The sequence below is a fragment of the Massilia putida genome (assembly GCF_001941825.1).
GTDB lineage: Bacteria > Pseudomonadota > Gammaproteobacteria > Burkholderiales > Burkholderiaceae_D > Telluria > Telluria putida.
On sequence record NZ_CP019038.1, the window covers coordinates 3,609,583 to 3,623,767 of the forward strand.

5 protein-coding genes, 2 tRNA genes and 5 rRNA genes are annotated in these 14,185 nt (G+C 56.5%); 2 read left to right on the top strand and 10 right to left on the bottom strand.

All coding sequences use genetic code 11. The features are described 5' to 3' along the window. Positions 1–84: 84 nt before the first annotated feature. The 8 genes from rrf (BVG12_RS18265) to BVG12_RS18300 form a co-directional block, all read right to left on the bottom strand. A 5S ribosomal RNA gene (gene rrf / locus BVG12_RS18265) occupies positions 85–197 on the bottom strand. Positions 198–320: 123 nt separating this feature from the next. Then, positions 321–3,213: ribosomal RNA gene (locus BVG12_RS18270) — 23S ribosomal RNA — on the bottom strand. 227 nt (positions 3,214–3,440) lie between these two features. Continuing rightward, positions 3,441–3,516: transfer RNA gene (locus BVG12_RS18275), tRNA-Ala, on the bottom strand. A 104-nt stretch (positions 3,517–3,620) separates the two neighbouring features. Further along, positions 3,621–3,697: transfer RNA gene (locus BVG12_RS18280), tRNA-Ile, on the bottom strand. An 82-nt stretch (positions 3,698–3,779) separates the two neighbouring features. Next, positions 3,780–5,308, bottom strand: a 16S ribosomal RNA gene (locus BVG12_RS18285). Together the 16S, 23S and 5S rRNA genes with 2 tRNA genes alongside form the textbook arrangement of a ribosomal RNA operon. Before the next feature lie 434 nt (positions 5,309–5,742). Then, the gene (gene ampC, locus BVG12_RS18290) at positions 5,743–6,891 is read right to left on the bottom strand and encodes a class C beta-lactamase (protein ID WP_075793645.1); all 1,149 of its coding nucleotides are present in this window, start codon (positions 6,889–6,891) and stop codon (positions 5,743–5,745) included. 88 nt (positions 6,892–6,979) lie between these two features. Continuing rightward, positions 6,980–7,741: a LytR/AlgR family response regulator transcription factor gene (locus BVG12_RS18295; protein ID WP_075793646.1), complete on the bottom strand. Its 762-nt coding sequence runs from the start codon at positions 7,739–7,741 to the stop codon at positions 6,980–6,982. A gap of 3 nt (positions 7,742–7,744) precedes the next feature. Next, positions 7,745–8,851, bottom strand: a complete 1,107-nt coding sequence (locus BVG12_RS18300; protein WP_075793647.1) for a sensor histidine kinase — start codon at positions 8,849–8,851, stop codon at positions 7,745–7,747. 152 nt (positions 8,852–9,003) lie between these two features. On the opposite strand from BVG12_RS18300, the gene bla reads away from it, so the two are divergent. Next, entirely contained in the window at positions 9,004–9,870 is an 867-nt protein-coding gene (gene bla, locus BVG12_RS18305; protein WP_075793648.1) for a subclass B3 metallo-beta-lactamase, read from the top strand. Continuing rightward, positions 9,867–10,763 carry an alpha/beta hydrolase gene (locus BVG12_RS18310; RefSeq protein ID WP_075793649.1) on the top strand — a complete coding sequence of 299 codons (897 nt, stop codon included), beginning with the start codon at positions 9,867–9,869 and terminating at the stop codon, positions 10,761–10,763. The genes bla and BVG12_RS18310 overlap by 4 nt, the downstream gene beginning before the upstream one ends. A gap of 120 nt (positions 10,764–10,883) precedes the next feature. On the opposite strand, the gene rrf (BVG12_RS18315) is transcribed toward BVG12_RS18310, so the two are convergent. Beyond that, positions 10,884–10,996 (bottom strand): 5S ribosomal RNA (gene rrf, locus BVG12_RS18315). 123 nt (positions 10,997–11,119) lie between these two features. Next, positions 11,120–14,012 (bottom strand): 23S ribosomal RNA (locus tag BVG12_RS18320). Positions 14,013–14,185 lie beyond the last annotated feature (173 nt).

Sequence of the window (14,185 nt, forward strand, 5' to 3'; positions counted from 1 at the left end):
GCCGATCCGGCCGGGCGGGTTTCGTGTTACCGAAAGCAAAAAGCCCGCTCAGACTGAACTGAGCGGGCTTCTGCGGAATAACTAGCCTGACGATAACCTACTTTCACACTGGTTGCAGCACTATCATCGGCGCAAAGTCGTTTCACGGTCCTGTTCGGGATGGGAAGGGGTGGTACCGACTTGCTATGGTCATCAGGCATAACTTGTACGAGTGCCGCAGCTTGAATGCATGCGTCACTCTGAATCTGGAAGAAGTGGTTTTAATCTGTTGTGTCAACAAACAGCTGAACCCTTGCATTGGCAATGACTGCCAAGGTTATAGGGACAAGCCGTACGGGCAATTAGTATCGGTTAGCTTAATGCATTACTGCACTTCCACACCCGACCTATCAACGTCCTGGTCTCGAACGACCCTTCAAGGAGCTCAAGGCTCCGGGAAATCTCATCTCAAGGCGAGTTTCCCGCTTAGATGCTTTCAGCGGTTATCTCTTCCGAACTTAGCTACCCGGCAATGCCACTGGCGTGACAACCGGTACACCAGAGGTTCGTCCACTCCGGTCCTCTCGTACTAGGAGCAGCCCCCTTCAAATTTCCAACGCCCACGGCAGATAGGGACCAAACTGTCTCACGACGTTTTAAACCCAGCTCACGTACCACTTTAAATGGCGAACAGCCATACCCTTGGGACCGGCTACAGCCCCAGGATGTGATGAGCCGACATCGAGGTGCCAAACTCCCCCGTCGATATGAACTCTTGGGAGGAATCAGCCTGTTATCCCCAGAGTACCTTTTATCCGTTGAGCGATGGCCCTTCCATACAGAACCACCGGATCACTATGTCCTACTTTCGTACCTGCTCGACTTGTCGGTCTCGCAGTTAAGCACGCTTATGCCATTGCACTATTAGCACGATGTCCGACCGTACCTAGCGTACCTTCGAACTCCTCCGTTACACTTTAGGAGGAGACCGCCCCAGTCAAACTGCCTACCATGCACTGTCCCCGACCCGGATCACGGGCCAAGGTTAGAACCTCAAACGAACCAGGGTGGTATTTCAAGGTTGGCTCCACGAGAACTGGCGTCCCCGCTTCAAAGCCTCCCACCTATCCTACACAGATTGGTTCAAAGTCCAATGCAAAGCTACAGTAAAGGTTCATGGGGTCTTTCCGTCTAGCCGCGGGTAGATTGCATCATCACAAACATTTCAACTTCGCTGAGTCTCGGGAGGAGACAGTGTGGCCATCGTTACGCCATTCGTGCAGGTCGGAACTTACCCGACAAGGAATTTCGCTACCTTAGGACCGTTATAGTTACGGCCGCCGTTTACTGGGACTTCAATCAAGAGCTTGCACCCCATCATTTAATCTTCCAGCACCGGGCAGGCGTCACACCCTATACGTCCACTTTCGTGTTTGCAGAGTGCTGTGTTTTTATTAAACAGTCGCAGCCACCAGTTTATTGCAACCCTTTCACCCTCATGGAGTAAACCATTCAAGCTACCGGGGCGTACCTTATCCCGAAGTTACGGTACCAATTTGCCGAGTTCCTTCTCCCGAGTTCTCTCAAGCGCCTTAGAATACTCATCTCGCCCACCTGTGTCGGTTTGCGGTACGGTCTCGTATGACTGAAGCTTAGAGGCTTTTCTTGGAACCACTTCCGATTGCTTCGTGTCACAAGGACACCCGTCTCGACCCCTTGAATTACGCGCCCGGATTTGCCTAAGCGCCTTCTATGAGTCAAAAACCAGCTATTCCAACAGCTGGACAACCTTCCGCGATCCGTCCCCCCATCGCATCATACGACGGTGCAGGAATATTAACCTGCTTCCCATCAGCTACGCATCTCTGCCTCGCCTTAGGGGCCGACTCACCCTGCTCCGATGAACGTTGAACAGGAAACCTTGGGCTTTCGGCGAGAGGGCTTTTCACCCTCTTTATCGCTACTCATGTCAGCATTCGCACTTCCGATACCTCCAGCATCCTTTACAAGACACCTTCTCAGGCTTACGGAACGCTCTCCTACCATATGGATCAAAGTATAAATACTAAGAAACATATCCGCAGCTTCGGTGACTGGCTTAGCCCCGTTACATCTTCCGCGCAGGACGACTCGATCAGTGAGCTATTACGCTTTCTTTAAATGATGGCTGCTTCTAAGCCAACATCCTGACTGTTTTAGCCTTCCCACTTCGTTTTCCACTTAGCCAATCTTTGGGACCTTAGCTGGCGGTCTGGGTTGTTTCCCTCTTGACGCCGGACGTTAGCACCCGACGTCTGTCTCCCAAGCTCGCACTCATCGGTATTCGGAGTTTGCAATGGTTTGGTAAGTCGCAATGACCCCCTAGCCATAACAGTGCTCTACCCCCGATGGTGATACTTGAGGCACTACCTAAATAGTTTTCGGAGAGAACCAGCTATTTCCAGGTTTGTTTAGCCTTTCACCCCTACCCACAGCTCATCCCCTAATTTTTCAACATTAGTGGGTTCGGACCTCCAGGGCGTGTTACCGCACCTTCATCCTGGCCATGGGTAGATCACCTGGTTTCGGGTCTACACCCAGCGACTGTCGCCCTGTTCGGACTCGATTTCTCTACGGCTCCCCTATTCGGTTAACCTCGCCACTGAATGTAAGTCGCTGACCCATTATACAAAAGGTACGCCGTCACCCCACGAAGAGGCTCCGACTGTTTGTATGCACACGGTTTCAGGATCTATTTCACTCCCCTCCCGGGGTTCTTTTCGCCTTTCCCTCACGGTACTGGTTCACTATCGGTCGATTACGAGTATTTAGCCTTGGAGGATGGTCCCCCCATCTTCAGACAGGATTTCTCGTGTCCCGCCCTACTTGTCGTACGCTTAGTATCACCGTTCGGATTTCGTGTACGGGGCTATCACCCGCTATGGCCGCCGTTTCCAAGGCGTTCCACTATCCGATCGACTATCACGTACAAGGCTCATCCCATTTCGCTCGCCACTACTTTGGGAATCTCGGTTGATTTCTTTTCCTGCAGCTACTTAGATGTTTCAGTTCGCCGCGTTCGCTTCGCATACCTATGTATTCAGTATGCGATGACCTAAAAGGCCGGGTTTCCCCATTCGGAAATCTGCGGATCAAAGTGTGTTTGCTCACTCCCCGCAGCTTATCGCAAGCTACTACGTCCTTCATCGCCTGTAATCGCCAAGGCATCCACCATGTGCACTTATTCGCTTGTCCCTATAACGTTGGCCCCTGCATGAGTGTCAGGGAACGTCATATCGACAAGGATTCAGCTTACTTTGTTTGTTGATACATACAGATTACTACCCTAAGTGTTCGATACATTTTTCAACGTATTGAACGCTTAAAGAAAACTTTACTTCTTCCAGATTGTTAAAGAACGAGAACTACACTTATCGAAACTCAGTGTTGCCAAGCTTTGATAAATGCAGTGAACAGAGAGTTGGTGGAGGATGACGGGATCGAACCGACGACCCCCTGCTTGCAAAGCAGGTGCTCTCCCAGCTGAGCTAATCCCCCAGAATCATCACAAAAAAGTACACATCTACTTTTTTGTGGATCGAGGTAAAAATCCCTGGCAGAGCCAGATGATTTTTACAGACTAAACCCGACGATGATAACCATGGTGGGTCTGGTTGGATTCGAACCAACGACCCCCGCGTTATCAACACGGTGCTCTAACCGACTGAGCTACAGACCCGAACTGTTCTCGTTTAACTTTATTAACAGCCGATAAGCGTAGGCGCTTGATGACCGAGCTTGCGCTCGTGGTGCCACTCTAGAAAGGAGGTGATCCAGCCGCACCTTCCGATACGGCTACCTTGTTACGACTTCACCCCAGTCACGAATCCTACCGTGGTAAGCGCCCTCCTTGCGGTTAAGCTACCTACTTCTGGTAAAACCCGCTCCCATGGTGTGACGGGCGGTGTGTACAAGACCCGGGAACGTATTCACCGCGGCATGCTGATCCGCGATTACTAGCGATTCCAACTTCACGCAGTCGAGTTGCAGACTGCGATCCGGACTACGATACACTTTCTGGGATTAGCTCCCCCTCGCGGGTTGGCGGCCCTCTGTATGTACCATTGTATGACGTGTGAAGCCCTACCCATAAGGGCCATGAGGACTTGACGTCATCCCCACCTTCCTCCGGTTTGTCACCGGCAGTCTCATTAGAGTGCCCTTTCGTAGCAACTAATGACAAGGGTTGCGCTCGTTGCGGGACTTAACCCAACATCTCACGACACGAGCTGACGACAGCCATGCAGCACCTGTGTTCAGGCTCCCTTTCGGGCACCCTCCAATCTCTCGGAGGTTCCTGACATGTCAAGGGTAGGTAAGGTTTTTCGCGTTGCATCGAATTAATCCACATCATCCACCGCTTGTGCGGGTCCCCGTCAATTCCTTTGAGTTTTAATCTTGCGACCGTACTCCCCAGGCGGTCTACTTCACGCGTTAGCTGCGTTACCAAGTCAATTAAGACCCGACAACTAGTAGACATCGTTTAGGGCGTGGACTACCAGGGTATCTAATCCTGTTTGCTCCCCACGCTTTCGTGCATGAGCGTCAGTCTTGACCCAGGGGGCTGCCTTCGCCATCGGTGTTCCTCCACATCTCTACGCATTTCACTGCTACACGTGGAATTCTACCCCCCTCTGCCAGACTCCAGCCTTGCAGTCTCCAACGCAATTCCCAGGTTAAGCCCGGGGATTTCACGTCAGACTTACAAAACCGCCTGCGCACGCTTTACGCCCAGTAATTCCGATTAACGCTTGCACCCTACGTATTACCGCGGCTGCTGGCACGTAGTTAGCCGGTGCTTATTCTTCAGGTACCGTCATTAGAGTCGGATATTAGCCGACCCCGTTTCTTCCCTGACAAAAGAGCTTTACAACCCGAAGGCCTTCTTCACTCACGCGGCATTGCTGGATCAGGCTTGCGCCCATTGTCCAAAATTCCCCACTGCTGCCTCCCGTAGGAGTCTGGGCCGTGTCTCAGTCCCAGTGTGGCTGGTCGTCCTCTCAGACCAGCTACTGATCGTCGCCTTGGTGAGCCTTTACCTCACCAACTAGCTAATCAGATATCGGCCGCTCCAGGAGCATGAGGTCCGAAGATCCCCCACTTTCATCCGTAGATCGTATGCGGTATTAGCGTAACTTTCGCTACGTTATCCCCCACTCTTGGGTACGTTCCGATATATTACTCACCCGTTCGCCACTCGCCGCCAGGTTGCCCCGCGCTGCCGTTCGACTTGCATGTGTAAAGCATGCCGCCAGCGTTCAATCTGAGCCAGGATCAAACTCTTCAGTTTAATCTCTGTTTTGACACTTTCGTGTCATGTCGCTCACTCAAAATACTGACCGTTACTCATTGCTGAGCAACGTATTTCTTTTGCGTGAACATTTGATAATTTAAGCATTCAGTATCGCCGAAGCGATACTGGCACCTCATCAAACGCCCACACTTATCGACTGTTGATTGTTAAAGAACTTCGTGTTCGGTACTGCCTTGCTGTGCCTGCGAATCGTTGTGTTCGTCAGCAGCAGAGAAGTGAGATTATGCAGTGTTTCGCTTAACTCGTCAACCCCCATTTTTCTGCAACACAAGCGGCGTTATCAATCTACCTATCTCAACTGTTTGATTTAGCTGAACTTTTCTTGCGCTGCAGAAGCAGGACGCGAACTATAGCAAAACCCCTGGCCATCGCGCAAGTGGCGTTTGTCGTATTCGTGCGTATTGACGGCATCACGGCGCCAGCTGTCCAAGGATCGAATAAGCGGCCTGAACCCGGGCCGGAATCGGGTAATTCTTATTGGCCAGCATGACGATCCCGACGCGTTGTTCCGGCACGAACAGCACATAAGCGCCGAACCCGCGCGTGGCACCGGTCTTGTTGAACAGCGTCCCGGGCGGAGGCGCCTGCGGCGGCTGCAGCCGGGTGGCCGGATTCGGCTGGGCGCTCATCGTCGTCGAATTCCCCGCCTGCAGGGCGGCCAGCGTCACCGGTGCGCGATACTGCTCCCATCCGAGTCCCTGCACCGTGTCGCCGATGCGGTAGTAACCCGTGTGCGTGCAATCGATGGCGCGCCGCATCGACGCCGGCAGGCCGTCCGCGTCGATGTTCTCCTGGACGAAGCGGATCATGTCGGCGCTACTGGCCTTGACGCCGTACGTTTCCGCATCGAACATGCCCGGGCTGACGCGCACCGGCCGATCGGTCTTGTCGTAGCCCCAGGCATAATCGCCCATCGCGGCGGACGGTACGCGGATATAACTGTGCTTCAGACCCAACGCGGGGAACAGCCGGCCTTCGACCGCGTCGGCAAAATCGACGCCCAACGCGCGCGCCGTCACATGCCCGAACAGGCCCAGGCTCGGATTCGAATACCGGCGCTGCGTGCCGGGTGCAGCGTCGGGCCGCCACGCGCGGAAGTAGGCGATCATCTGCGCATCCGTCTCGACTTCATCCGGAAATTGCAACGGCAGTCCGCCCGGCGTATAAGTGCCCAGTTCAAGCACGCTCGCGCGGTCGATCCGGCTTCCCTTCAACTGCGGCATGTAGGTGCCGGGATGGTCGTCGAACGACAGCTTGCCGAGGCCCTGCGCATAACAGGCCAGCGTCGCCGTGACGGTCTTGCTGACGGAGCCCAGTTCGAACAGGGTATTCTCGGTGACGGGCACGTGCCCCTCTTTCGACGCCTCGCCGTAATTGAAGAACATCGCGTGGCCATCGACGGTGACGGCGACCGCCATCCCGGGCACGTCGTGCTGCGCCATCAACGGTCGGATGGCGCCGTCGACGGCCATACGCACGGCGGCTTCATCGACGGCACCCGCCGTCAACGGCGGCAGAGACAGGCATGCGAGGGCAATGGAGCGAAACAGAATGGACAAAGCGTTCTCCGGTTCATGGTGACCGAGCCAGTATAGGCAGGCGCTCCCGCCGCAAACAGTGCAGCCGTCCCGGCAAAACGGCACTTCGTCACATCGCCGACTTCAGCGCACTCAGATAACGTTCGCTGACGGCGACCGCGGCACCGCAACGCAATGTGAGCCGGTAGCCGCCGTCGCCGACCGTATCCAGGCGCGCGATCTCGCCGCGTCTGACGATCACGCCGCGGTGCACGCGGAGGAACTCGTCGGGCGCGAGCAGCGTCTCGAGGCGGTTGAGCGTGATGCGATGCAGGACCGTGCGCCCCGCCAGGTGCAGCTCGACGTAATTCCCGGCCGATTCGATCCACAGGATATCCGCCACGAGGATCTGTTCGATGCGGCCGACGGAGCGCACGTTGATCCGCTCCAGGGCCGCCTTGTCCGGGTTCGCGCCGGCGTCGACATAATCGCGCAAGGCCGCACCATAGGCTTCACGCTGACGGTGTCCCAGCATCGCGCCGATGCGCTCGACGGTCTGGCCGAGGCGTGCATCGTTCAAGGGCTTGAGCAGATAGTCGAGCGCGTGGACCTCGAACGCGTCGACGGCGTGTTCGCTATAGGCCGTCACGAAGACGATCAGCGGCGGCGCGGATACGCGGCTGATCTCGCGCGCGAGCACGAGCCCCGATTCGGCCGGCATCTGAATGTCGAGGAAGATGACGTCGACTTCCTGCGCGGCCAACGCCGCGCGCGCTACCGCGGTGCCATCGCATTCGGCCACGAGCCGCCAGTCGGGATGCGCGGCCAGGGCCAGGCGCAGATTGGCGCGGCTGGGCAGCTCGTCGTCGACGATCAGGTAACGCACCGTCATCGCTTACTCCCGCTCCAGCGGCAGGCGCACTTCGGCCACGAAGCGGCCGTCCTGCAGGTTCGTGCGCAGCGACGCGGTGGGATGCATGAGGCGCAGCCGCTCGCGCGTGTTCGCCAGCCCAAGGCCCGCGCCGGGATTGGGGGAAGCGTGCCCGCCGGTGGGATTCGTGACCCGGATCGTGAGCGCCTCCTCATCGGGCACGAAGGACAGGCGGATATCGCTCGGGCCATCGTGGCAATCGAGGTCGTGGCGCAGCGCGTTCTCGATCAGCGGTTGCAGCAGCAGCGGCGGACAATCGACGTCGTGCAGCAGCCTGTCTTCGCCATCGATGCGCACCTGCAGCCGCGCGCCGTAACGCAGGCGCTGCAGGTCGAGGTAATCGCGCACGAACTGCAGCTCGGCGGCGACCGTGACCGTGTTGCGCACGCTGGCCGACAGCGCATAGCGCAGCAGATCGCTCAGGCGCCCGATGCCGCCGAGGGCCAGCGTGCGGTCGCCTTCGCGCACCAGCGCGCTGATCGCATTCAACGCATTGAACAGGAAGTGAGGCTCGAACTGCGCGCGCAGGGCCAGCATGCGCTGTTCTTCCAGCGCGAGACGCAGGTTGAGCATGTCGGTCTGGCTGCGCTGCCAGGCCAGTTCGCGCTCGCGCGCCTGGCGCCAGTAATGGATGGCGAGGATCGCTGCAAACGTGCCAGTGGTCGAGAACCAGCCGACGAGCAGCATCTTCATCAGGATCCGGCGTGCGTCGTCGAGACTCGCGATGTGCAGGTAGCCGCGCAGCCACGCCATATACGTCCATTGCGCGGGCTGGAACACGAGCACGAGACCGACGAAGAGCAGGAACACGTTGTGCGGACGGGCGATCAATGCGGGCCAGCGCGCGAGCGTCATGCTCAGGCCCGCGCTCAGGACGATCAGCGGCACCGCGTACTCGACGAACCACGTCACCAGCAGGGATGGATAGTGGCTGTCGACGCCGAGGCGCAGGTTGTCGCTGTAGGTCTGCAATGCGCCGAGGGCGCTGATCGCGGTCCACAGCAGTACGACGATGACGACGGTCCTGGCCGCGGGCGGTATCGATGGCGGAGAGATGGCGTGCTGCTTCATCGGAAAAGTATAGCAGCGGGCCTGCCAGCCGATGGCCGGCGGACAGCCGCTTCGTCACGTGGAAGCGGCGATTCGTCACGCAGGCCAAGCCGTGGCGCCGGACCGGTTGCAGAATCGTCGACGCATCATCTTTATCAACTCACCAGCTACCCATGAAAAACACGATACGCCTTGCCGCCGCGCTCCTGTTCGGCGGCGTCTCCGCTACCGCCACCGCAGGCATGGATGAGTGGCTCGCGCCGCAGGATCCATTCGCCCTTTACGGCAACACCTATTACGTCGGCACACACGGCATCAGCGCCGTGCTGATCACGTCGCCGGCGGGCCACATCCTCATCGACGGCGGACCGCCTGATGCGGCCGGCCAGATCGCGGCGCACATCCGCGCGCTCGGCTTCAAGGTCGAGGACATCCGCTACATCCTGAGTGGACACGAGCACTTCGACCACGCCGGCGGCATCGCCGCATTGCAGAAGATGAGCGGCGCCGTCGTGCTGGGCAGTCCGGCGTCCGTCGCCGTGTTGCGCACCGGGCAGCCGGACAAACGTGACGCGCAGTATCCTAGCCTCGTGCCGATGGTCCCCGTCGCCAACACGCGCCCCGTGCGCGATGGCGACGTGGTCAAGCTTGGGCCGCTCGCGGTCACCGCGCATTTCACGCCCGGGCACACGCCCGGGGCGACCAGCTGGACCTGGCAATCGAGCGAAGGCGGCAAGACGATGCACATGGTGTACGCGGACAGCCTCACCGCCATCGCCGCCGATCACCGCAGTTTCAGCAGGAACCCGCTGTATCCGGACGCGCGGGCGGACGTCGAGCGTTCGATCGCCGCGGTCGACGGCCTGGAATGCGACGTGCTCGTGAGCGCACATCCGGAATTTGCTGACTTGTGGGAGAGGAAGGCCCGGCAACCCGAATTCGGAAACGAGGCCTTCGTGGATCGCGACGCATGCCACAAGTACGCAACGGCCGCGCGTGCGTGGCTGGCGAAGACGCTGGCGGCCGAGGCGCAGCCATGACGGTGATGCGCGGGCTGCTGTTGGCATGCTGTTTCGCATCCAGCCTGGCCATGGCCGCGGTGCCGATGTCGTATGTGCTCGACGACACGGAGGTGCGCGACGTGCACGCGCGCGCGCTGAACCGCGACTATCAGGTATTCGTTGCGCTGCCGGATTCTTATCGTTCATCGAACCGGCGCTACCCCGTGTTGTTCGTCACCGATGCCAATTACGCGTTCCCGGTCGCACGCGGCATCGCGCAACGTCTGGCCAAGCATGCGGGCATGGAAGACGTCATTGTGGTCGGCCTGTCGTATTCGAAAGGCGACAGCCCGGTGTACAGCCGTCGCCGCGATTACACGCCGGCCGTGCCGCGGCGCCAGGACTATGTCTCCGATATGGCGGGACGCACGCCGGCGTTCGGCGAGGCGCAAGCCTATGGCCGATTCATCGCCGCCGACGTGTTCCCGCTGATCGCTGCGAACTATCGCGCCGACATGAACCGCAAGATCTTTGTCGGCCATTCATATGGCAGCCTGCTCGGTCTGCAATTGCTGCTGAGCGAGCCGCGTACATTCGACCATTACATTCTCGGCAGCCCTTCGCTGTGGTTCGACCAGGGCGTGATGTTCGATCGCGAACTGGCGTACGCAAACGGGCACAAGGACATGCCAGCCTCCGTGTTTTTCGGGATCGGTGGACGGGAGACACTGCCCAAGGACCGGACACGGTCGCGGACGGAAGAGAATGCGGACATGGTCGCGGATTTATGCGACTTCGATGCGGCGCTCAAATCGCACCATTATCCGAACCTGAAGAGCAGGCTCGAGGTGTTTGCGGACGAGGACCATGCGAGCGTCTTTCCGCTGGTGCTGACCCATGGGTTGCGCGGATATCTGAAGAGGGTGCGCTAGAAAAGCACAAAGCCCGCTCAGGCAAGGATGGGCGGTGCCGATCCGGCCGGGCGGGCTTCGTGTTACCGAAAGCAAAAAGCCCGCTCAGATTGAACTGAGCGGGCTTTTGCGGAATAACTAGCCTGACGATAACCTACTTTCACACTGGTTGCAGCACTATCATCGGCGCAAAGTCGTTTCACGGTCCTGTTCGGGATGGGAAGGGGTGGTACCGACTTGCTATGGTCATCAGGCATAACTTGTACGAGTGCCGCAGCTTGAATGCATGCGTCACTCTGAATCTGGAAGAAGTGGTTTTAATCTGTTGTGTCAACAAACAGCCGAACCCTTGCATTGGCAATGACTGCCAAGGTTATAGGGACAAGCCGTACGGGCAATTAGTATCGGTTAGCTTAATGCATTACTGCACTTCCACACCCGACCTATCAACGTCCTGGTCTCGAACGACCCTTCAAGGAGCTCAAGGCTCCGGGAAATCTCATCTCAAGGCGAGTTTCCCGCTTAGATGCTTTCAGCGGTTATCTCTTCCGAACTTAGCTACCCGGCAATGCCACTGGCGTGACAACCGGTACACCAGAGGTTCGTCCACTCCGGTCCTCTCGTACTAGGAGCAGCCCCCTTCAAATTTCCAACGCCCACGGCAGATAGGGACCAAACTGTCTCACGACGTTTTAAACCCAGCTCACGTACCACTTTAAATGGCGAACAGCCATACCCTTGGGACCGGCTACAGCCCCAGGATGTGATGAGCCGACATCGAGGTGCCAAACTCCCCCGTCGATATGAACTCTTGGGAGGAATCAGCCTGTTATCCCCAGAGTACCTTTTATCCGTTGAGCGATGGCCCTTCCATACAGAACCACCGGATCACTATGTCCTACTTTCGTACCTGCTCGACTTGTCGGTCTCGCAGTTAAGCACGCTTATGCCATTGCACTATTAGCACGATGTCCGACCGTACCTAGCGTACCTTCGAACTCCTCCGTTACACTTTAGGAGGAGACCGCCCCAGTCAAACTGCCTACCATGCACTGTCCCCGACCCGGATCACGGGCCAAGGTTAGAACCTCAAACGAACCAGGGTGGTATTTCAAGGTTGGCTCCACGAGAACTGGCGTCCCCGCTTCAAAGCCTCCCACCTATCCTACACAGATTGGTTCAAAGTCCAATGCAAAGCTACAGTAAAGGTTCATGGGGTCTTTCCGTCTAGCCGCGGGTAGATTGCATCATCACAAACATTTCAACTTCGCTGAGTCTCGGGAGGAGACAGTGTGGCCATCGTTACGCCATTCGTGCAGGTCGGAACTTACCCGACAAGGAATTTCGCTACCTTAGGACCGTTATAGTTACGGCCGCCGTTTACTGGGACTTCAATCAAGAGCTTGCACCCCATCATTTAATCTTCCAGCACCGGGCAGGCGTCACACCCTATACGTCCACTTTCGTGTTTGCAGAGTGCTGTGTTTTTATTAAACAGTCGCAGCCACCAGTTTATTGCAACCCTTTCACCCTCATGGAGTAAACCATTCAAGCTACCGGGGCGTACCTTATCCCGAAGTTACGGTACCAATTTGCCGAGTTCCTTCTCCCGAGTTCTCTCAAGCGCCTTAGAATACTCATCTCGCCCACCTGTGTCGGTTTGCGGTACGGTCTCGTATGACTGAAGCTTAGAGGCTTTTCTTGGAACCACTTCCGATTGCTTCGTGTCGCAAGGACACCCGTCTCGACCCCTTGAATTACGCGCCCGGATTTGCCTAAGCGCCTTCTATGAGTCAAAAACCAGCTATTCCAACAGCTGGACAACCTTCCGCGATCCGTCCCCCCATCGCATCATACGACGGTGCAGGAATATTAACCTGCTTCCCATCAGCTACGCATCTCTGCCTCGCCTTAGGGGCCGACTCACCCTGCTCCGATGAACGTTGAACAGGAAACCTTGGGCTTTCGGCGAGAGGGCTTTTCACCCTCTTTATCGCTACTCATGTCAGCATTCGCACTTCCGATACCTCCAGCATCCTTTACAAGACACCTTCTCAGGCTTACGGAACGCTCTCCTACCATATGGATCAAAGTATAAATACTAAGAAACATATCCGCAGCTTCGGTGACTGGCTTAGCCCCGTTACATCTTCCGCGCAGGACGACTCGATCAGTGAGCTATTACGCTTTCTTTAAATGATGGCTGCTTCTAAGCCAACATCCTGACTGTTTTAGCCTTCCCACTTCGTTTTCCACTTAGCCAATCTTTGGGACCTTAGCTGGCGGTCTGGGTTGTTTCCCTCTTGACGCCGGACGTTAGCACCCGACGTCTGTCTCCCAAGCTCGCACTCATCGGTATTCGGAGTTTGCAATGGTTTGGTAAGTCGCAATGACCCCCTAGCCATAACAGTGCTCTACCCCCGATGGTGATACTTGAGGCACTACCTAAATAGTTTTCGGAGAGAACCAGCTATTTCCAGGTTTGTTTAGCCTTTCACCCCTACCCACAGCTCATCCCCTAATTTTTCAACATTAGTGGGTTCGGACCTCCAGGGCGTGTTACCGCACCTTCATCCTGGCCATGGGTAGATCACCTGGTTTCGGGTCTACACCCAGCGACTGTCGCCCTGTTCGGACTCGATTTCTCTACGGCTCCCCTATTCGGTTAACCTCGCCACTGAATGTAAGTCGCTGACCCATTATACAAAAGGTACGCCGTCACCCCACGAAGAGGCTCCGACTGTTTGTATGCACACGGTTTCAGGATCTATTTCACTCCCCTCCCGGGGTTCTTTTCGCCTTTCCCTCACGGTACTGGTTCACTATCGGTCGATTACGAGTATTTAGCCTTGGAGGATGGTCCCCCCATCTTCAGACAGGATTTCTCGTGTCCCGCCCTACTTGTCGTACGCTTAGTATCACCGTTCGGATTTCGTGTACGGGGCTATCACCCGCTATGGCCGCCGTTTCCAAGGCGTTCCACTATCCGATCGACTATCACGTACAAGGCTCATCCCATTTCGCTCGCCACTACTTTGGGAATCTCGGTTGATTTCTTTTCCTGCAGCTACTTAGATGTTTCAGTTCGCCGCGTTCGCTTCGCATACCTATGTATTCAGTATGCGATGACCTAAAAGGCCGGGTTTCCCCATTCGGAAATCTGCGGATCAAAGTGTGTTTGCTCACTCCCCGCAGCTTATCGCAAGCTACTACGTCCTTCATCGCCTGTAATCGCCAAGGCATCCACCATGTGCACTTATTCGCTTGTCCCTATAACGTTGGCCCCTGCATGAGTGTCAGGGAACGTCATATCGACAAGGATTCAGCTTACTTTGTTTGTTGATACATACAGATTACTACCCTAAGTGTTCGATACATTTTTCAACGTATTGAACGCTTAAAGAAAACTTTACTTCTTCCAGATTGTTAAAGAACGAGAACTA